The 19,940-nt window shown below is 43.1% G+C and carries 19 protein-coding genes; 13 read left to right on the forward strand and 6 right to left on the reverse strand.

The annotated features are described in order from the left end of the window. The first annotated feature begins 3 nt into the window (after positions 1–3). The 8 genes from dnaX to KDW99_RS09365 are packed head-to-tail and all read left to right on the forward strand — an operon-like array spanning position 4 to position 7,929. Positions 4–2,313 (forward strand): DNA polymerase III subunit gamma/tau, encoded by a 2,310-nt coding sequence (dnaX, locus tag KDW99_RS09330; protein WP_255829028.1) that lies wholly within the window; start codon positions 4–6, stop codon positions 2,311–2,313. Positions 2,314–2,330: 17 nt separating this feature from the next. Then, positions 2,331–2,657: a YbaB/EbfC family nucleoid-associated protein gene (locus tag KDW99_RS09335; RefSeq protein ID WP_255829029.1), complete on the forward strand. Its 327-nt coding sequence runs from the start codon at positions 2,331–2,333 to the stop codon at positions 2,655–2,657. A 9-nt stretch (positions 2,658–2,666) separates the two neighbouring features. Further along, the gene (gene recR / locus KDW99_RS09340; RefSeq protein ID WP_255829030.1) at positions 2,667–3,260 is read left to right on the forward strand and encodes a recombination mediator RecR; all 594 of its coding nucleotides are present in this window, start codon (positions 2,667–2,669) and stop codon (positions 3,258–3,260) included. Between the two features lies 1 nt (position 3,261). After that, complete coding sequence (rnd, locus tag KDW99_RS09345; protein ID WP_255829031.1) at positions 3,262–4,404, forward strand: ribonuclease D; 1,143 nt, start codon at positions 3,262–3,264, stop codon at positions 4,402–4,404. A gap of 28 nt (positions 4,405–4,432) precedes the next feature. Further along, positions 4,433–4,726, forward strand: a complete 294-nt coding sequence (locus KDW99_RS09350; RefSeq protein WP_255829032.1) for a YcgL domain-containing protein — start codon at positions 4,433–4,435, stop codon at positions 4,724–4,726. A 17-nt stretch (positions 4,727–4,743) separates the two neighbouring features. Beyond that, on the forward strand, positions 4,744–5,223 hold the full coding sequence (locus KDW99_RS09355; protein ID WP_255829033.1) for a YcgN family cysteine cluster protein: 480 nt from the start codon (positions 4,744–4,746) through the stop codon (positions 5,221–5,223). A 56-nt stretch (positions 5,224–5,279) separates the two neighbouring features. Then, positions 5,280–7,151, forward strand: a complete 1,872-nt coding sequence (locus KDW99_RS09360; RefSeq protein ID WP_255829034.1) for a VWA domain-containing protein — start codon at positions 5,280–5,282, stop codon at positions 7,149–7,151. Continuing rightward, entirely contained in the window at positions 7,144–7,929 is a 786-nt protein-coding gene (locus tag KDW99_RS09365; protein ID WP_255829035.1) for a class II glutamine amidotransferase, read from the forward strand. The genes KDW99_RS09360 and KDW99_RS09365 overlap by 8 nt, the downstream gene beginning before the upstream one ends. 81 nt (positions 7,930–8,010) lie before the next feature. Here the strand turns inward: KDW99_RS09365 and KDW99_RS09370 are convergent, their stop codons facing one another. Further along, a complete protein-coding gene (locus KDW99_RS09370) occupies positions 8,011–9,915 on the reverse strand; it encodes a methyl-accepting chemotaxis protein (RefSeq protein WP_255829036.1) in 1,905 nt (634 codons plus the stop codon). 516 nt (positions 9,916–10,431) lie between these two features. Here KDW99_RS09370 and KDW99_RS09375 point away from each other — a divergent pair. Further along, on the forward strand, positions 10,432–10,911 hold the full coding sequence (locus KDW99_RS09375; protein ID WP_255829037.1) for a GNAT family N-acetyltransferase: 480 nt from the start codon (positions 10,432–10,434) through the stop codon (positions 10,909–10,911). 83 nt (positions 10,912–10,994) lie between these two features. Beyond that, the gene (locus KDW99_RS09380) at positions 10,995–11,606 is read left to right on the forward strand and encodes a MarC family protein (protein WP_255829038.1); all 612 of its coding nucleotides are present in this window, start codon (positions 10,995–10,997) and stop codon (positions 11,604–11,606) included. Positions 11,607–11,627: 21 nt separating this feature from the next. On the opposite strand, the gene KDW99_RS09385 is transcribed toward KDW99_RS09380, so the two are convergent. Both KDW99_RS09385 and KDW99_RS09390 read right to left on the reverse strand, forming a co-directional pair. Further along, a complete protein-coding gene (locus KDW99_RS09385) occupies positions 11,628–12,113 on the reverse strand; it encodes a putative 4-hydroxy-4-methyl-2-oxoglutarate aldolase (protein WP_255829039.1) in 486 nt (161 codons plus the stop codon). A gap of 102 nt (positions 12,114–12,215) precedes the next feature. Next, complete coding sequence (locus tag KDW99_RS09390) at positions 12,216–12,731, reverse strand: hypothetical protein (protein WP_255829040.1); 516 nt, start codon at positions 12,729–12,731, stop codon at positions 12,216–12,218. Between the two features lie 37 nt (positions 12,732–12,768). On the opposite strand from KDW99_RS09390, the gene KDW99_RS09395 reads away from it, so the two are divergent. The 3 genes from KDW99_RS09395 to efpL all read left to right on the forward strand — a co-directional run bounded on the left by KDW99_RS09395 (position 12,769) and on the right by efpL (position 15,033). Then, the gene (locus KDW99_RS09395) at positions 12,769–13,923 is read left to right on the forward strand and encodes a M14 family metallopeptidase (RefSeq protein ID WP_255829041.1); all 1,155 of its coding nucleotides are present in this window, start codon (positions 12,769–12,771) and stop codon (positions 13,921–13,923) included. Positions 13,924–13,926: 3 nt separating this feature from the next. Then, the gene (locus KDW99_RS09400) at positions 13,927–14,289 is read left to right on the forward strand and encodes a nucleotide pyrophosphohydrolase (protein ID WP_255829042.1); all 363 of its coding nucleotides are present in this window, start codon (positions 13,927–13,929) and stop codon (positions 14,287–14,289) included. 171 nt (positions 14,290–14,460) lie between these two features. Next, positions 14,461–15,033 carry an elongation factor P-like protein EfpL gene (efpL, locus tag KDW99_RS09405; RefSeq protein ID WP_255829043.1) on the forward strand — a complete coding sequence of 191 codons (573 nt, stop codon included), beginning with the start codon at positions 14,461–14,463 and terminating at the stop codon, positions 15,031–15,033. Positions 15,034–15,120: 87 nt separating this feature from the next. Here the strand turns inward: efpL and trmJ are convergent, their stop codons facing one another. The 3 genes from trmJ to KDW99_RS09420 form a co-directional block, all read right to left on the reverse strand. Continuing rightward, on the reverse strand, positions 15,121–15,903 hold the full coding sequence (gene trmJ / locus KDW99_RS09410; RefSeq protein ID WP_255829044.1) for a tRNA (cytosine(32)/uridine(32)-2'-O)-methyltransferase TrmJ: 783 nt from the start codon (positions 15,901–15,903) through the stop codon (positions 15,121–15,123). 40 nt (positions 15,904–15,943) lie between these two features. After that, on the reverse strand, positions 15,944–17,248 hold the full coding sequence (locus KDW99_RS09415; RefSeq protein ID WP_255829045.1) for a DnaJ domain-containing protein: 1,305 nt from the start codon (positions 17,246–17,248) through the stop codon (positions 15,944–15,946). Between the two features lie 105 nt (positions 17,249–17,353). Next, positions 17,354–19,825, reverse strand: a complete 2,472-nt coding sequence (locus KDW99_RS09420) for an EAL domain-containing protein (RefSeq protein ID WP_255829046.1) — start codon at positions 19,823–19,825, stop codon at positions 17,354–17,356. Between the last annotated feature and the right edge of the window lie 115 nt (positions 19,826–19,940).

The following is a 19,940-nucleotide window of genomic DNA, read 5'->3' on the forward strand; positions in this document are numbered from 1 at the left end:
TGCATGAGCTACCAAGTACTCGCACGAAAATGGCGCCCACAGACTTTCCTTGAAATGGCTGGGCAAGACCATGTACTTCAAGCGTTGGTGAATGCCTTACGCCAACAGCGTTTACATCACGCTTATTTGTTTACTGGTACACGTGGTGTCGGTAAAACCACGATCGCACGTATTTTTGCTAAATGCTTAAATTGTGAAACCAATGGCATTTCCCCAGAGCCTTGTGGAACCTGCGATAGTTGCCGTGAAATCGCTGAAGGTCGTTTTGTTGATCTGATCGAAGTGGATGCAGCCTCTCGTACCAAGGTAGAAGATACCCGCGAATTATTAGAAAACGTACAATACGCGCCAACTCGTGGTCGCTTTAAAGTCTACCTGATAGACGAAGTACACATGCTGTCGACTCACTCCTTCAATGCGTTATTAAAAACCCTTGAAGAGCCGCCAGCCCATGTCAAATTTTTGCTGGCAACGACCGATCCACAGAAACTTCCTGTGACCATTTTATCTCGTTGTTTGCAGTTCAATCTTAAAAATATGTCGCCACAGCGCGTGGTGGACTATTTACAAACCGTGCTTAACACCGAGCAAGTTAATTTTGACCAGCCAGCGCTTTGGCAAATTGGACAAGCAGCCAATGGCAGTATGCGTGATGCCTTGAGTTTGACGGATCAAGCGATTGCTTTTGGCAATGGGACGATCTCGGAATCTGGTGTGACAGCAATGTTGGGCTTGGTGAATCAAGCACAAGTATTGGATTTATTAGAAAGTGTAGCGTCTAAAAACGCAGCGCAAGTGTTGAATAGAATAGAGCAACTTGCCGATTACCAACCAGATTTCGCAGCGATTTGTGGAAGCTTGCTAGATGTGTTGCACCGTGTAGCGATTGAGCAACAAGTGCCTGGCGCCTTGATGGACCAGATGGGTGACTTGGCGCGTATTCAAGCGATTGCCGCCAGTGTGAGTTCTGAAGAAATACAAATTTTGTATCAGAGCTTATTAATTGGTCGTCGTGATTTGCACTTGGCTCATTCAGTCCGCGCCGGGTTTGAAATGCTGATGCTAAGGTTGATAGCCTTCCGCCCAGCACCGCCAATGGTAGTTAGTCATGATGCGCCGCCAGCAATACAGGCTCACACAGAAGTGGCTCCAACACCAGTGGCGTCATCAGATACCCTGAATCAAACAACAGAGCCTGATTATTCGTCGCAGGCGATGGCGGAAAAAAAAACAGCCGTTATTGAGCAAGATGAACCAGTAGTATCTGAACCTGCTGAGCAAATGCCTGAGCCAGAACATGCACAAGAAGAACCTGCTGTGCCAACAGTGCCTGCAGAACATCCACCTTGGGAAGATGCTCCTGAATCGGTAGCGGTCGAAGCGACTCTTGTAGAGCAGGATGCTGCTGAAAATACCGTGGTTGAAGGTGTTACCTCTGAAAACCTTCAGGATGAAGCACCTCAAGAACACACTGAAGAAGTTGAGCCTGTCACTCCGCATCATGTCGATGCTGCTGAAATTGAAAACGACGATCCATTAGAGCCTGTTGAGGCGATGATGGAAGAAGAGAGCACAGCAGGGAATGTTGCTGTTTCGCAAGAGCCAGACATACCGACAGAAACGGTTAAAAAAACAGGGCATGAGCCTAAACCTTTTGTTGTTGCACAAGAAACATTCGCAGAAGACGGCTTCGATGAAAGCGATGAAGATGAGGATGATGAAGAAGCGGAAGAACGCGCCATTGCCGATATCGTCGATCCATTTAATCCCGCTGCGGAATTGGTTGATGCTTTAGGTGCGGAACCTATTGATTCGCCCGTCGTCGAAGAAAACAAAGAGCCTGATACACGTTTAGCGAAAGTGCCGGATACAATCGCTCAACCTGCACTAGGCATGCCATTACCTGAGATGAGCCATTATAATGAGCTAACCATGAAACTTTGGTGGCTGGTGGCGCCTCGTTTGCCTTTGACAGGTTTGGTGCAAAATATTTTAATGAATTCCAGCTTGGTGGATGCAAGCGATCAAGGTGTTCGCCTTGAAGTGCCTTTAGAGTATGGGCACATGCTTAACCAAGTGCGTTATGAACAAATACAAGGTGCGTTGAGCGACTTCTTCGGGATGACGGTGCCTTTGATTATAGATACAGTGGAAGACACCACGGGTGTGACCGCAGAAGAATTTGCCGCCAGTAAGCGAGCAGAAGCCTTACAGGTTGCGATCACTCATTTAAATTCACATCCAGTTGTGCAAGCTTTGTCGGCGACGATGGGCGCACAATTGGTTTACGATACGGTTAAAGTTAAAGCTTAAATTGGAGAGCAAAAGTTATGTTTAAAGGTGGTATGGGTAACATGATGCGCCAAGCGCAGCAGATGCAAGAAAATGTGCAGAAAGCACAAGAAGAAGTTGCCAATATGGAAATTGAAGGCCAAGCAGGTGCGGGTCTGGTAAAAATTCTAATGACGGGTCGTCATGATGTGAAGCGAGTTTCTATCGATGATTCTTTGTTTGGTGATGACAAAGAGATGTTAGAGGATTTAATCGCGGCCGCTGTGAACGATGCTGTGCGCAATATCGAAGTATCTCAAAAAGAAAAAATGGCTGCAGCTACGGCGGGTATGTCTTTGCCACCTGGCTTTAAGATGCCTTTCTAGGAGCGAGCTTTGTTTAGTCCCTTAATTAAAGAACTGATTGAATCATTACGTTGTTTGCCGGGTGTTGGGCCAAGATCGGCGCAAAAGATGGCATTGTATTTATTAGAACGTGATCATCAAGGGGCAGATAGACTGGCAAATGCATTGCGCGAGGCGCTCGACAAAGTTGGGCGTTGTTCAAGTTGTCGTACTCTGACTGAAGAGACTGAGTGCCAACTTTGTACAGACCCAGAACGTGATTCAAAGCATTTATGTATTGTAGAAACGCCCGCAGATGTTGTCGCAATTGAATCTGCAGGTAGTTTTTCTGGGCGTTATTTTGTTTTGCTAGGACATTTGTCTCCTATCGACGGCATTGGTCCAGAAGAATTAGGCTTAGATCGTTTAGAAACCTTGGTTCAACATAACCAGGTTGAAGAGGCGATAATCGCCACGAATTCGACGGTTGAAGGTGAGGCAACTTGCCATTATATCGCTGAAAAATTAAAAACATTGAACATCAATGTCAGTCGAATTGCTCATGGTGTCCCCATGGGTGGTGAGCTGGAATACGTTGATGGAAACACTCTGGCTTTAGCGCTAGAGGGACGGAAAAAACTCTAGTATGAATGATCAAGATGATGCTCTGAATATTATTTGGGTTGCGGACAATGAATCACTGGCGAGTTGGTGTGAGTACTGGGCAGAATTACCCGTTATCGCCGTCGATACAGAATTTATTCGTCGCACGACCTATTTTCCAATTACGGGGCTAATCCAAATTAGTGAAGGCGAGAAAGCCGTACTGATTGATCCTTTGAGCATTGATGAATGGGAACCACTTCGTGATTTGATGGTGAACCCTTCTGTGATGAAAGTTTTCCATGCTTGTTCTGAAGATCTGGATGTTTTTGAACGTTTGTTAGGTGTTTTGCCTGCTCCTTTTTACGATACTCAAATTGGTGAAGCCTACGCCAGCGCCCAATGGTCGCTGAGTTATGTGAAGCTTATTCATGAGTATTTGCAAATTGAAGTGGCAAAAGATGAAACCCGTTCTGACTGGGTTCAACGTCCGTTAACCGATGCGCAAAAACGTTATGCGGCTCTTGATGTGGTGTATTTGGCGAAAGTGTACCCAATGCAAATTGCCCGTTTAGAAGAAAAAAACATGCTTGAATGGGTCATGGAAGATTGTGAATCATTGAAGTGGCAGTATCAGATGAACTCTGATCCAGAGCAAAATTGGGACGGTGTGAAAACCGCATGGCGCTTGTCACCAGCAGGTTTGACGCTATTACGCTTGTTGTTTATTTGGCGTGATGAGCAAGCTCGTAAAGAGGATGTGCCAAAAGGTCAGATTCTCAAAGATCGAACTTTATGGTCATTGGCGAAAACCATGCCGACACACCATAAAGCGGTTTCTGAAGCAGAAGAGTTAACGGGTCGTCAGCATCGTTTGTACGGTGAGGTGATTTTGCAGAATGTTGCCTTGGTAAATGAGTTGTCGCCTGATGAATATCAATTGCCACTGGAAATTCCTTTGCCATCTCAGGCAGGAGAATTGACGAAACGTATCAAGTCATTTGTTCGTGAAAAAGCAGATGCGCTGAAAATTGCACCAGAAGCTATGATGAAGCGTAAGCTGTTAGATCCTTTAGTGCGTCATTTGTATGACGGCACTGAGATTGATTGGCAGAACCCTGCCTTAACAGGCTGGCGACGTGACGTGATCGTTAATCCAGTACTAGAGACATTTAAAGAGTCCTAACATGGCGTTAAAGCGCCAAGGGTAAAATATGAAACAGCATTTAATCGTAGAAGTATTTCGTTCTAGCAAGCATGATGGAATGTACTTGTACGTGGAAAAAAGTAAGGGACTAAAAGATATCCCTGAAGAGCTTATGTCTCGATTTGGCAAAGGCATCAGTGCGATGACCATGTTGTTAACTAATGAAAGTAAATTGGCTCGAGCAACGCCTGAAAAAGTAACTGAAGGCATTCGTGAAAAAGGCTTCTATTTACAATTGCCACCAGCGAAAGATGACTATTTGTTGGATTTGTATAAAACACCGACAGAAGCGGTTTATTAATTACCTGGATTTAGATAATGATTGCAAAGCGTTACGAACCTTTTTGGAAAACCACACCGCTAGAGCAGATGTCTCAAGCGGAATGGGAGTCTATCTGTGACGGTTGCGGAAAATGTTGTCTGCAAAAATTACAAGATGACGAAACAGAAGAGGTTTTTTATACCAATTTATCTTGCCATCAACTCAATATTGCTTCTTGCCAGTGTAAGGTTTACAACACTCGACAGGAAAAAGTATCGACTTGTATTACGCTAACCTCAGATCAGATTGATGAGTTTCATTGGTTGCCTGATACCTGCAGTTATCGCGTATTGCATGAAACCAAAGAGTTGCCAAACTGGCACCCTTTGGTGGTGGGGAATGACAAAGAGATGCTCCAACAAGGTCTTACGGTTCGCCATTACGCGGTGAACGAAAATACGGTTGACGAAGAAGATTGGGAAACGCATATTATTAAATGGGTACATGGTATGCCGGAGCCGTATGAAATAACGTGAGTATGACGAACGGTTGCTAATCTCAGCAAGTAAAGTAGTTCAAGGAGTTCGCAAACGTGAAGTGGTTGAAAATAAATACTGTGTTGTTAGTGGCTGTTTTATCCTTTTGGATGCCATCTAGCCAAGCGGATACTCAATTCCGTGTTATTGTTGATGCCTCTGGTAGTATGTTGATCAGTGATCCTGATAAGCTCACTTCTGAGGCATTACGTCTTATTTCAAATCTTGCTCCAGAAGAAAAAGCCACTCTGGGAATTTGGTTGTTTGGTGAAGAGCCCCGTGTCCTTTTACCAGAAGCCGTTGTGAACAAAGCCAATAAAGCCAAACTGGCGAGCTATGTTGACAGCTATGTAACGCAAGACGTCAAAACCGATCTAGAAGCCATTGTTAAGTTGCTGTTAGAAACACCTGATTCGGGCGACCTAAAACCCGGTTTTAATCGTCATTGGATTTTAGTGACCGATGGTATGGTGGATATCAGCCTGGACGATGCAGTAAATAAGGCATCGCGTGATCGTATCCTTAATGAGCTGACTGACAAACTAGAAGAGCGCGGTATTCATCTTCATACTATTTCTATGACGGGCTACACTGATAAAGCTTTGCTCGAATCGCTTTCTCTGCGAACCAATGCGACGCACACTGAAGTCGCCATACCTGAAGATTTATTAGACACCTTCGACCGCATTTTTACTCAAGCTTCGCCTTCTGACGAATTACCATTCGATGGCAATCGTTTTACTGTGGACGACGCAATTAAAGAACTGACATTAGTGGTGTTTCATGAAAATGGTATACAGCCTCATATTGTGAAACCGGATGGGACTCTTTTGTCTTTGGTGAGTGATCAAAACGTTTCTGTGTCTACATCAAATCATTACACCCTCATTACGGTTCGTGCTCCTGCTTCGGGTGAGTGGCAAGTTAATAATGTCGATCTAGAGCGGAGTAGTGTCAGAGTTATTACCGATTTAAGTGGCCAGGCAACGCCGATCGCGCCAGTCATATTTCAGAATGAGCCGATTTATTCCACTGTCGCTTTATTTCAGAAAGACAAGGTTATAAAAGACGACAAGATATTGAACCTGCTGACCGTTAAACAAACATTAGTACGTTTAAGTGGCGAGCAAAAAGAAACCGTATTTTCTCATACAATGGACAAGACGAACGGGCAATTTAAGCAACGTCTGGAAGGTATTACAGAGCCGGGGAATTATGAATTAGTGAGCCTGGTCGATGGGAAAACCTTCTCTCGTCAGCTGAGCCAATTTTTCACTGTGAGTCCTGCGATCAGTTTCGAGGGGAGTAATCCGAGCGGTAACTTGGTGTCTTTTTCTGCCAAACCGGTGAATTTAAAACTGAATATGCAGCGTTCTAATGTGAAACTTGAATTCACCTATAACAACGGCACCACAGAAGTTGAGGAAATGCCGCTTATTGGTCAAGGCTATTGGGAAATAATCATTCCAGTATCTGCAAATGATAACGTAAAAGTTCGTGCTCAGTTAATTGGTTTTACCCAAACCGGATTACGTTTTGAATATTGGACACCAGTTTGGCATTTTAATCGACAGGGTAATGACGAGCCATCGGTTGGGCTAGGTGAAATTGCTCCTTTAGGGGCTGCTATTATTTCTGCTGCAGCCTCCAACAAAGGTGTGACGCCAATGTCGGTTTCGCCTTCTATTTCAGTGGTGAGCGATGCTGAAGAAAGGTCGGATGCTTCGCCTGAAGAAACGAGTATGTCAGCAGAAGAATCGACGACTGAGAAGGTGATGGATGAGGCGAATAGCCTGTCCAAAACAGAATGGCTTTTGTATGGCGCTCTAAACATTGGCGGCATTGTCGTGATCGCAGGCGGTATATTTATGTATCGTCGGATAAAGAAAAACAATTCGATTAAGAGAGAAGAACTAGACGATGTGTGAGTTATTAGGCATGAGTGCGAATGTGCCAACGGATATATGTTTTAGTTTTTCGGGCCTACGTGCTCGCGGTGGGCGAACGGGTCCCCATAAAGATGGCTGGGGAATGGCTATGTATCGTGATGGCTATGTTTGGGCTATTCATGATCCAAGGCCAAGTGCCGATTCAGACATGGCGGAAGTCATCAGTAACAGTTCGTTAAAATGCGATATTGTCATCAGTCACATTCGTCAAGCGAACGTGGGTGCAGTGAGCCTATTAAACACCCATCCCTTCAATCGTATGCTGTGGGGCAAAACTTGGACTTACGCTCATAATGGTCAATTAGAGTCGTCAGGCTCGTTGCCAATAGAGCATTATCACCCATTAGGCAGTACGGACTCAGAGCGAGCCTTTTGCTGGATCTTTGAACAGCTACAGGCCCGTTTTGGCGACCAAGAGCCCGATTTAAATGACGTGTCGGCAGTGCTTTCAGAATTGGCTTTGCAGCTGAAAGCCATGGGCGTGTTTAACATGATGCTCTCGGATGGCGTGCGCTTATATTGTTTTTGTACCACCAAGCTGCATTGGATCACCCGTCGAGCACCCTTTAAAAAAGCCACCTTGTCGGACGAAGATGTGATTATAGACTTTAAAGAAGTCACCACGGACAAAGACGTCGTCACCATGATCGCCACGCAACCATTAACACATGATGAAACATGGCAACAAATGGAAGAGGGCGAATTGTGCGTGTTTGAAGGTGGCGAAGTGGTTTGTCAGATCAAAGCTATCGATTAAAAAATTGTCTTTACTATATTATGGCTGTTTTAAAAGCCATAAAAAGCCCCTAATAGTAAAGGGGCTTTTGGAAGTTAAATTCTAGTGTTTGATTTTAAAGCGTTCTGTTAGGGCTTTCAGCTCTAGACTAAGCGCCTTCAAGTTACTGACGGCCATAGCAGATTCCGTAGCACCTTCAGTAGTTTTGTCAGCTAATTGACGTACATTTTCAACGCTGCTGCTTATTTCTTCAGAAACGTGTGACTGTTGTTCTGCTGCAGTTGCAATTTGTTGAGTCATATCTTGCACATGCCCCATTTCTTGGCTGATATTATCAAACAGAGTCACAACGCTTTTGGCTTGTTCGGCGTTATTAATAGATAGGTCGCGGCTTGTTTGAATTTTCTCTAAGGACTCTTGTGCACCGCTTTGTAATTGGTGGATTAAGTCTTCAATTTCTTTGGCTGAGTCTTGCGTTCGGCTTGCTAGACCACGCACTTCGTCGGCCACTACGGCAAACCCGCGACCCGCTTCACCAGCTCTGGCTGCTTCAATGGCGGCATTCAATGCCAATAGGTTGGTTTGTTCGGCAACAGCTTTGATCACTTCTAGTACGTTTCCAACATTGTCAGAGCGTTCTTTTAGTGTCTCCATTGTTTGGCTGGTATTGTTAAGTTCAGTTGCTAAGTTGCTTATTTGAGTCGCTGTATCATTAACCATGGCACTGCCTTGGTTGACGATAGTGTCAGTTTTTGTTGTAGCTGAGGCTGCTGTTTCAGCATTGCGTGCTACTTCGGCAACTGTTGCAGACATTTCATTTATTGCGGTGGCGACTTGATCTGTTTCGTCTCGTTGAGACTGCATTCTGCTTTGGCTGTTTTTAGTGATGGTTTCCAATTGTTCACTGGTAGAGCTTAGGTTAAGTACACCGCTAACAACTTCCGAGATCAATTTGTTTAACGTCAGGCTCATCTTGCCGATGTCGTTGTAGAGTTTACCAAGTTCATCGCGACGTTCAGTGGAGTAACTTTGAGTCAAGTCGCCGGCAGAAATGGACTCTAACGCCAAAGTAACGTCATTCATTGGTGTGACTATCATGCGGCGGATAAACCACGCGAAGAATAATCCCATGAAGATAGCGGCGATTGTGATCGATATAAGCAATGTGCGAACTTGAGCGCCATCTTCAGCACTTTTGACTTGTTGCAGCGCTTCTAAATCTTCAAGCTTATCGGTAATAGTTGTTGCCAATTCTGCAAGTTTTTGAGTTCCGTTATCCAATTTCAGCGTCAGAGGAGGGTTTAGAGCGAGTAATCCTTGGTAGGTTTTAAACAGCTCATTGATTTTCTGCTGAATAGCTTGTGACTGCCCTGTGAGTTGCAGTTTCTCCATTTCGGATGCAATTTTTGGGATACGAACATTTATTATATCTTGTGGAATAGGTTTTCCTTGGCCGACACTTGTTGTAATGATTAGCATAGTATCAGCGAGTTCATTCGACATACGTAAGGTGGTTGTCACTGCATTGGTATCGCTGGAATTGCTGAGGCTATCTATGAGCTGGTCGGCTTGGCTCTTAATTTCATTGCGAATACCAGCAGCTGTTTTACCCGTGTTGCCCCAGTCTTGGCGAAATGTGTGAACCTCTTCAAATGTGAGTGTATATTGATCTAAGGCACTAGAAGCCTGTTTGACAAGGGCTAAACTTCCCTCACCAGTATAAAGGTTAAAAGAATCTTGAAACTGTTTCGAGAGTGTTGACTCAAGATTAACCACATCTTGGTAAGCATCTTTACTACCTTTATCGAGGTATAATTTTCGTTGCTCTCTAAGATCTAGAACGATGCTATTAAGCTGGTTGGATAATTGAACCTTATGAGCTCTTTCTAGCAGTGTATCTACACCAACGAAGCCTGCAATTGCAACGATGAGTGTTAATAACAGAACTAGGCCAAAGCCCCAAACAAGTTTGAGTCCAATAGATATATTTTCGAAGGGGTTTTTCATTAAATTTCCTTTCACATGACGCAAGTTTTGAAGTGATTTTTCTGATGTGGCTTGAGTGAATGATTTCGCGTGCAATAATAATTTTTCTGATGGATTTTTGCGATGAGAATCCATGGATATCTATTTTATAAAGTTACAAAAGCCCTAATTCATATAAAGTAGAATCTTTCGCTATATTCTGTTCTCATTCAGAAATATTTTTTAATGCATGTGCTCAAGGTGACTACATTGATTATTCAAGTAACCAAATTACATATAGCAACGCAGGTATGATTTCTAATTTACACTATGACAAAGCAATCGTATGGTTTTGAAGGCTTGTCGTGAGTGATTGTGGCTCTGTTTCGTTATCTGTTTCGTTATTCAATATGGCCCGTTATAAGAGTGAAGTAACTGAATCTCGCTTAAAGAATATGGCGAAAACATGAGCTGACGATGTATAGCTAAAAGCAAAGGTATGAACAGCTTGTGTTTTCGATAGATGATTGAGAATGCGGGAAGAAAGGCAGAAAAATTTTGATTAAGATAAGACAATATAAAGAGGGCGACTCCGCTGCTCTTTGGCAGGTGTTTTTCAATACGGTTCGAATCGTGAATGCTCGTGATTATTCTCTTGCTCAGGTTAAAGCTTGGGCGCCGGAATCTTTTGATATGAGAGTTTGGCAAAACAAGATGAGTGATCTTCAGCCATTTGTTGCTGAAGTGGATGATGTGATTGTGGGTTATTGTGATTTGCAGCCTGACGGTTTGATTGATCATTTCTTTTGTCATCATGAATATCAAGGGCAAGGTATTGGAAGAGCATTAATGAATCATATTTTACGCTTAGCAGATGAGCGAGGTGTTGCTCGCCTTTACTCTTATGTGAGTGTCACCGCTAAACCTTTCTTTGAGCGCTATGCTTTTTCGGCTGTAAATGAACAGATTGTTACGATTCGAGGGGAAAAGTTGATTAATTATGTCATGGAGCGGCAGTGCTTAGTGTCTGGAGAGTGATAACCTCAACTATCGTCATCTTGGGTTATAGGCTAAACTACGCACCCTAAAATTCCGTCATATTAATTCGAGAATCTGATCTGATGAGCACTGAGTTTTCTATTTTATCTGCCACCTTGTTGTTTTTGTTTGTTATCGATCCGTTCGGCAACATTCCTATTTTGTTGTCTGTGATGAAAGGCGTACCGCAGAAGCGTCAATATCAAATCGTGTTGCGCGATGGTTTGATTGGTTTGATTATTTTGGTGTGCTTCTTGTTTTTTGGGGCGGAGTTTTTGGCCCTGCTGCATTTGGAAACGGAATCTATTTCCATTGCCGGCGGAGTTGTGTTGTTCGTTATTGCATTGAAGATGATTTTTCCTTCGCCTTATTCGAAAGACGCTGGACCGGTAATGGAACCTTTCATCGTACCTATTTCTATTCCGATGTTGGCTGGACCTTCAACTTTGGCGACATTATTGGTGATGGTGAAGAGTTATCCGAATGATCAACAAGACTTGCTGATTTCTGTTGGCGCGGCCTGGGCAATTTCCGTGATTATTTTAGCGATGGCGCCTTTGTTGAACAGAATATTGAGAGAGAAAGGGTTGGCTGCGTTAGAGCGTTTGATGGGCATGTTGCTGTTAATGATGTCTGTACAAATGTTGGTCAATGGTATTCGCAGTTTGTTCACTCATACCTTAGCTGCGTTGTAAGTCTCTATAAAATTAGCCCTTCTACGGAAGGGCTAATGGCTGTTTAGATACGGCAATTCCATTTAAGTCACAATAAATATAATCTCCTGGGGCGATTGTTATGCCCGCAAAACGAAGCGTTTTCCCTAGGTCTCCTAGACCACGTTTTTCTGTCGGCATTGGGTGCGCGCATAAAGCATGAATGCCGATGCTTAGTTGTGATTGAGCGGCTATGTCACGAATCGCGCCATTTATTACAAAACCTTCCCAGCCATTGTTGACGGCTTTTTCCGCCAACATATCCCCAAGTAAGGCGCGTCGTTTGCTGCCTCCGCCGTCAATCACCATGATTTTCCCTTTACCATTTTGAGCGACTAGTTCTCGAACTCGGCTGTTGTCTTCAAAGCAGGATACAGTAACCACTTCGCCATAAAAACACGTGCGCTTTCCGTAAGAGGTGAAAATAGGTTCTGCTATTTGTAGTTGTTCAGAGTACAGGTCGCACAGATCGGGGAGAAGGTCTTTCATTTTGAGCACCTATCTAGAGTGACTAAGAATATCTTAGACTCTAAATAAGTGGTTTTAATATAGCCAGTTGTTCTGAGCAATAATCATTATTCAGTGGTGTGATTAGTCATCAACGGCTGGAATATCATTTGGGTCGATCAGGCCATGTTCTACGGCTATTTGAAGCAGCTGAATGACTAGCTCATCGGGTGGTAGTAGGTGCAAAGGTGTGGTTTGGCCTTGCTCTGCGACGGCGTCGTTTAGGTCCACGTCGCGTTCTTGGAACCAAGAGTGAATGCTTTGAACTTCAAAGCTAGGCTCTAAGCCTTTTATGTCGTAAATTGCTTCAACCAGCAGGTTGAGTGGTTCTGGCTCAAGGGCGTAAATGACGTCTGTGTCAAATTCATTGATCCATTCCGCTAGAATGTCGCTGGCTTCAAAACCAAATTCGTAGAGTTGTTGTTCATCAAGGTCGAGTGCGTTAGGCTCGATGCGATGGTTTTCTAACCATTCGTCGTCGGGGATCACCAGTACTTCTTTTACTTGCGCTTCATGAGTAGACCAAGTGAAAAGTAATGGAAAAGCGGGCTCGTCGGAAGAGTTGGCGACAGCCGTCATGAATATAGGTAAACTTGCCATAATTTAGAACCAATGTTTGATTGTTAAGGAAGAATAAATGACCAGCCGAATCAAGATCAGTAGTGCGTTTGATGGCGGTAACATCTCCGTTATTAATGCTTCGGAGCCGGACAATATTAGAGTAAAGATCCCTAATGATACAAACTCTAAATTTTTGCAGTGGTTTTATTTTCGTTTACAAGGCGGTATGGGCGAGCAATGTGTTATCCATTTTGAGAACGCCAGCGACGCTGCTTACCCAGATGGCTGGGTCGATTACCAAGCGGTAGCTTCTTACGATCGCGAGTATTGGTTCCGTGTCCCAACGGAATATGTAGACGGCAAATTGGTAATTACGCATCAGCCAGAACAAGACAGTGTGTATTACGCGTATTTTGCGCCTTACAGCTACGAGCGTCATCTGGACATGATTGCTTGGGCCGCAAGTAACGAGGATTGTATTACCGATCATTTGGGCGAAACGGCAGAAGGCCGTGATATTACTTTGTTAGAAATTAGCAAAACCCAAGGGTTGGCGAAAAATATTTGGATTATTGCTCGTCAGCATCCAGGTGAGACCATGGCGGAATGGTTTATTGAAGGCTTGCTTGAGCGCTTGTTTGATGAATCGCACCCCATCGCGCGTTCGCTGTTAAAGCAATGTCGATTTTATGTGGTGCCAAACATGAACCCAGACGGCGCTGTGCACGGAAATCTACGAGTCAATTCCAAAGGCGTGAATTTGAATCGTGAGTGGAAGAATCCAACAGCAGAATTCAGTCCAGAAGTATTAGCCGTGCAAAAGAAAATGGCTGAGACCGGTGTGGATTTGTTTTTGGACATACACGGTGATGAAGCATTGCCAGTGAATTTTGTTGATGGTTGCCAAGGTGTACCGTCATTTGATGCGCGCATGGAATCAATGGAGACTTTATTTAAAGATGTCTTTACCGCGGTGAGTCCAGATTTTCAGACGGAGATCGGTTATACGCCTGATCAATTTGGTGAAGCGAATTTAACTGTAGCAACCAAATGGGTAGGGGAAACCTATAATTGTTTGTCTTTTACCCTGGAAATGCCATTTAAAGACAATAATAACTTGCCAGATGATGTGGTTGGTTGGTCTCCGGAGCGAGCTAAGATTCTTGGTGCCGATGTCTTGTATCCAATTCATCAAGTGATAATGAGTGCTCATATGAAGGCAAATGATTGATTTATGTCTGCTCTAAATAACGACTCGTTAGAGCAACTAAAACTCGCCATGCGCCAATTCGCACAAGACAGAGAATGGGAGCAATTCCATTCGCCTAAAAACTTGTCGATGGCCTTGGCGGGTGAGACGGCTGAATTATTGGATTGCTTTCGCTGGTTAACGGAAGAGGCATCATATGAATTGGATGATGGGCAAATCTCGGCGGTGAAAGATGAGCTAGCGGATGTGTTGCTTTTTACGGTTCGCCTAGCGGATAAACTAAACGTCGATTTGTTTACAGCAGCAAAAGACAAAATTGCGAAAAATACCGAGCGTTATCCAGCCGAAAAAGTGAAGGGCAGTGCGAAGAAATACAATCAATATTGATTTTAAGCTATTAAATCTTCTATTTGTCGTTATTTTACGTTATTCGTAGAGTAAATCTTGATTTGCTATCTAGCGAAATTAAGCAAACTGGATTAGGATCTGGCTTTCAAAATTGCAATGAATTTATATCCATATTTATTTTTATAAAACGTAATTTTAGGACGAAGAAAAATGCCTAAGGCAAGTGAAATTAAAAAGAATATTGCTATCAGCTATGACAATAAAACGTACATAGTCAAAGACATTGAGCGTTCTGTGCCACAAGGTCGTGCTGGCGGTAGTCTTTATCGTATGCGTATGTACGACGTGGTGACGGGCCGTAAATTAGATGAGACGTTCAAAGATTCCGATATGATAGATCTTGCCGATCTTGTTCGTCGTCAAGCGATGTTTTCTTATTCCGATGGTGATGAGTATGTGTTCATGGACAATGAAGACTACACGCCTTATAACTTGAATAAGAGTGCGATTGAAGAAGAAATTCTTTTTGTAAACGAAGAGACCGTTGGTATTCAAGTTGTTTTGGTTAATGACGTGCCTGTTATTATCGAGTTGCCTACGAACGTTGAGTTAGAAGTCATAGAAACCGATCCTTCTATTAAAGGCGCTTCAGCTACCTCTCGTAACAAACCCGCGAAGTTGTCGACTGGCGCTGTGATTCAAGTGCCAGAGCATATTTCTACAGGTGACCGCATCAAGGTCAACGTAGAAGAGCGTAAATTTGCAGGGCGCGCTGAGAAATAATATTTCTAAAGCTTTTGTAAAAGACATAAAAATGCAGCCAGTTGGCTGCATTTTTGTTTCAGGTATTCGCCAATAATAAAATATAGTTTAATCTTTTTTAGCGGTTTCTTTTAATGCGTCTTTGGCTTTTTTCTCTGGGTGATTGTTCGCTTCTGTTAATCCAGCTTCACGTTGAACTGCCGCTAATACACCGCGTAAAATCCCTAATTCTTGTTTCTCAGGACGAGAGCGATTAAAGAAACGATGTAATTTGTCTAGCACCTTTCCAGGATGGCTGCGGATGATGAAGTTGATACCATAAAGCGTCTCTTCTAAATGCTCATAGAAAAGGTCCATGTCTTTTTTATGTGGGTATTCTGGCGTTTCTTTTTTGTAGTTTTCTTTATTCTGGTTTGCCATCCAGATTTCGTAAGCGACGATTTGCACGGCTTGTGAAATATTTAACACTGGGTATTCGTCGTTGGCATCAATATAAACTTGGCGATGGCATTGCGCAATTTCATCGTTTAATAAGCCTGTTGTCTCACGACCAAAAACAATAGCAACATTATGGTCAACCGCTTCTGGAATGACGCTTTCTGCGCATTCTCGGGCATTCATAATCGGCAGTTGAAATGTACGATGACGGGCACTTGTACCAATGACAAGGCTGCAATCAGCGATGGCTTCTTCCAATGTGGAAACGATGGTAGCGTTTTCAAGTAGATCAACTGCACCAGCAGCGCGGCTGGTGGCTTCTTCTGATGGGTAGTCATTTGGGTCAACCAAATAAAGGTTGGTTAATCCCATGTTCTTCATAGCGCGGGCAATAGCACCGACGTTGCCAGGATGAAATGTGTTGATCAGTACGATTCGGATGTTACTTAGCATGGGTCGTGAAGTACTCAGGGTTATTTGTCAGTTAGGGTGATTATGGCTTCAGCGTGAGTGATTGCTCGGTGCTGGCAAAATCGACATTGTCTAAGATGACTTTGGTTGTGTCGTTAAAGAGGAATTGGTTACAGGCATGATGATACAGGGAACCTGTCTCTAACACCAATCGGTAGTTGCCTCTTGGAATGTAATTGGCTGCATAAGCTTGTTTTCCATACAAATAGATAGAAAAGGGCGCTTGCCCATCATAAGACTGGAAGGTGAGCATGCTGTGCTCGGGTAATTGATTGAGAATACGTAAGCGACTATTGCCGTCAGCTTTTCCTATTAACTCGCCATGTTCAGGTGCTGTGCCAGGCTGACCAAAGCAACCAGTTTGAAGAGCGTGCTGAACACTACCGAAACCGATATTTTTTGCTTGCACCCATCCATTCATTCCGTTGTATCGTACGGTTAGCCAATTCCCCTGTGATTTAATGCTTTGCAGGTCTGATTGAGTAGGAATGGTTTGCAGGATGGCGCTGGATGCATCCGGTTCTGCATACAATACGGTGTCCAATAAAGTGTAACCTATGCCAACACGAAATTGTGGGTATAAGCCACTAATGTAGGTGGTAGCTTTTTGCTCGGAGACGGCCTCTTGCTTTGACGATTGCCAATACAGCGTGCTGTAAATACCCGCTGCAAAACAAGCAATATAAGTTGCAGCGCGAAAGGCGGCTTTTGCGGCGTCTAATTTAATCGGCTGGCTAACTGGTTCACTATAGAATGACTGTGTTGTGTGTGTGAACTCTTCCTCATCATCAACAAAGGACTGATAAGGCGGGATGTCTGGTTTTTCGTTATTTGGCTTGTCTGTGTAGTTGTAGCCTTGTGAAGTGAAGTTTTTGGATGCTTTGAAGGCTTCTTCGTAAAGGGCTTTAACGCGTTTTTCATTTAGGGTATTTCGGGCGGCTTTGATGGCGTCATTGCGGGTCTTTTCGTGATGCGCATTGTTGCGTTTCATTTCTTCGTAGGCGCGCTGTCGCTCTTTTACAAAGGCTTCTTGCTCCTTGTCTGTGGCGGTTGAAAAATTCGTATAACGGTTTTTCGCGTCGGAGCTTTGAGTGTTTTCTTTGGTGAAAGTAAACGGTTTCCAATCATTAACTTGTGCGCCTTGACGAATAGCGCTGGTGACGTTTTCGTAAGCGGCTTGGAGGCGCTGAAAAAGCTCAGTTGTATCCTTGTCAGGGTTTTTGTCAGGATGATAGCGCCTTGCCAAACGTCTAAACGCGGTTTTTGCTTCCTGCTCGCTGGCGGTAGTTGGAATCTCCAGCAGTTGATAATCGTCTATTAAGCTCATGAGGTGTTGGCTATTAACCGTTTTTCGTTATGAATGGTAGGGATCAATTAATTAATACTTAATGCATTATGCACGATTTGTTAGTTCTGACAAAGGTGGAACGTTTTAATCTAAGAGCATTAAATAATCGGTTGGTGACATGGGTCTGTATAGATGATAGCCCTGTCCTACTTGGCACTGCCATTCCAGTAGTAATTTCAAAACGTCTTCAGATTCAATGCCTTCTGCCACACTGACGATATTAAGTGCTTTGCATAGATCGATCATATTTTTACACAAAATATGACTCTGTGGGTCGTTTAGTAAGTTCATCACAAAGAATTGATCAATTTTTAGCTCGTCGGTTTCTAGGGCGACAAGGTTTTGCATGGAACTATAACCAACTCCAAAATCGTCGATAGCAAGCTTAAAGCCTGCTTGATGTAGCTGCTTTACGTTGTTATGTACAATATCGTTATTCTGAAAAATACTGGTTTCAGTGATTTCTATAGTGAACTTGCTGGCTGATAATTGGTGAGTTTTGATCTGTTTAATAACTCCCTCAGCAAAGTCTTCTTGTAGTAAATCCAATGCGGAAATATTGACCGATAAGCGTTGTTTGGCCAGTAGCTCAGGGTGCAATGAAACCCAAGAAAATACTTTTTCTAGCAACATGTCAGTGAGTTTGTTTATGAGGCCAGTTTGCTCTGCAAGTGGAATAAACTCCGCGGGTGATACTTGTCCTAAGTGCTGGTTATGCCAACGAATGAGGACTTCTCCACCGATAATGCTTCTGTCCACTAAGTTGACTTGTGGCTGTATGTGGAAATACAGCTTCTCGTACTGAATGTCGTCTGTTAGCTGCGTGATTAAATTCAGCTGATGTGCATGGTTGTTTTTAAGGTTTTCATTAAACGCAACCCAGGTTCCAGATGAATAGCTTACCGAACGATTAGCAATAAGTGCGTTTTGATAAAGTTTGTCTAAGTCTGTTTCTTGCGAAGAGGAAAGGGCGCTGCCAATTTTGTATTGATGTCTGAACTGAATTTTATTTACCTGTGTTGGCGCATCAAGAACATTTTGAATTTGTCGTATTTGTTGATGGATTATCTCAGGATTTGTACTGATTAAGACAATGTTGGTGGCTGTTATACGAATGACTTTATAGCTATTCTTATTGGATAAGGGGAATGGTAAAACGTCTTTGATATCTAATGCTTGTTGATGAAGGCTTTGAATAATGTCTGATATCACTGAGTCAGTCTTGGCCGGGCCGAAGGCTTGACTAAGCGTTTGATAGTTACTGATTTCTATCATGATAAGCGCGAATTGAGGTGGTTTCCTCGTCATTTCTTTTAACAGAGAGGGCAGTTTGCTAAAAAAATAGTTTCGATTAGGGAGTCCAGTTTGCAAATCGGTAAGTGCCTGTAGTTTTCTATTGCGCTCAAACTGCTTCGCTTTATCAGCAAAAGCAAAAGCAAAACCAAGTAGTTGCAGTATGCTACAGACAGGCAGAATAGACTCTGTAAACAGGTTTATAGGCAGTATTTTCCAAAAAATGAAGGTGTTTAATATGCTGCCAATGATTAAAAAGAACCAGGAGAACAAATAAAATCGAACGGCTGTAAAGCCCTTTGCATAGGCTTTGACTCCCCAGTAAGTACACATTAGGAACATACAGAATTCTATTACACCAAAAAGAAAAGCCACGCTTTTTACTGGTAGTAGTTGGGTTAATAGTAAGAACGCAATGAAAAGACTATCGCCATATTTTCTAATCAATGATTGAGGGGGAGGTATTTGAACTTCTTTTAAAAAGTACAGGCTGAAGCGAAATAGGATCCAAGCGCCGATTCCAAAAATGACAAACAGATTTTTAAGAATCCATTGGTTAATTTCTTCTGAGAAAATCCAACGGCTGAAGCCTGTGATCACCGACAGGGCAATAAATATAATGATGTTTAAACCAAGATAGTAAATGAAGCCAGGTTGTCTAAGTAGAATAAAAACAAATACGTTGTGCGCGAGTAATATTGCCAAGCTGCTGATGATAAAGGTCCAGAAGATGAGTTTTTGTTCTTTTCTGGTTTCTGCACTTTTCTCGTCAAATAGCATAAATGGTGTCAAAAGTGGACTATTGCCCTGCTTGCGTATGAGCAGGGTTGTATCATGCAGGTCTGAGAGAGTAATAGGGATCCAAATACCTTCGTAGTGCTGCGTATCTCCTTGCCAATTTTCTAGCGCACCTCTTTTCCACTGGGATTGGAGTTGCTCGTCATGGAATAGATAAAAATCGAGATGCTCGATGACGAAATAATTTAAGCCAAGAAAAAGTGTTTTTTTTGTACCCGGTGTTATTTTAGGGAAGCTTAATTTATGCCAGTAAGCGTGTTTGGAAAAACCTTGTGATTCATTATAGGTTGCTTCTTTGAACTCGCTAGTGAGTAATGCCTCTTGAGCAGATATTGTATGTGTTTCTTTGAATGTAGGGATGGGGGTATCTATTCTTGATTCCATTTTTTCCAAAGGAAATGCTACATTTTGCGCCCACAAAGGTGGTGCGAGAAGAATGCATAAGAGAATAAGTCTGGATACCATTTCTGTTGTTCCTAATTAAAATACGATGATTAGGCTGATCCATGTAAGATCGTGATTGTAGCCGTCTCAAGTAAGACTTCGCTTGCATTTTTGTTGGCTTTCTTAAAATATAGGC

Source organism: Marinomonas rhizomae, from assembly GCF_024397855.1.
GTDB lineage: Bacteria > Pseudomonadota > Gammaproteobacteria > Pseudomonadales > Marinomonadaceae > Marinomonas > Marinomonas rhizomae_A.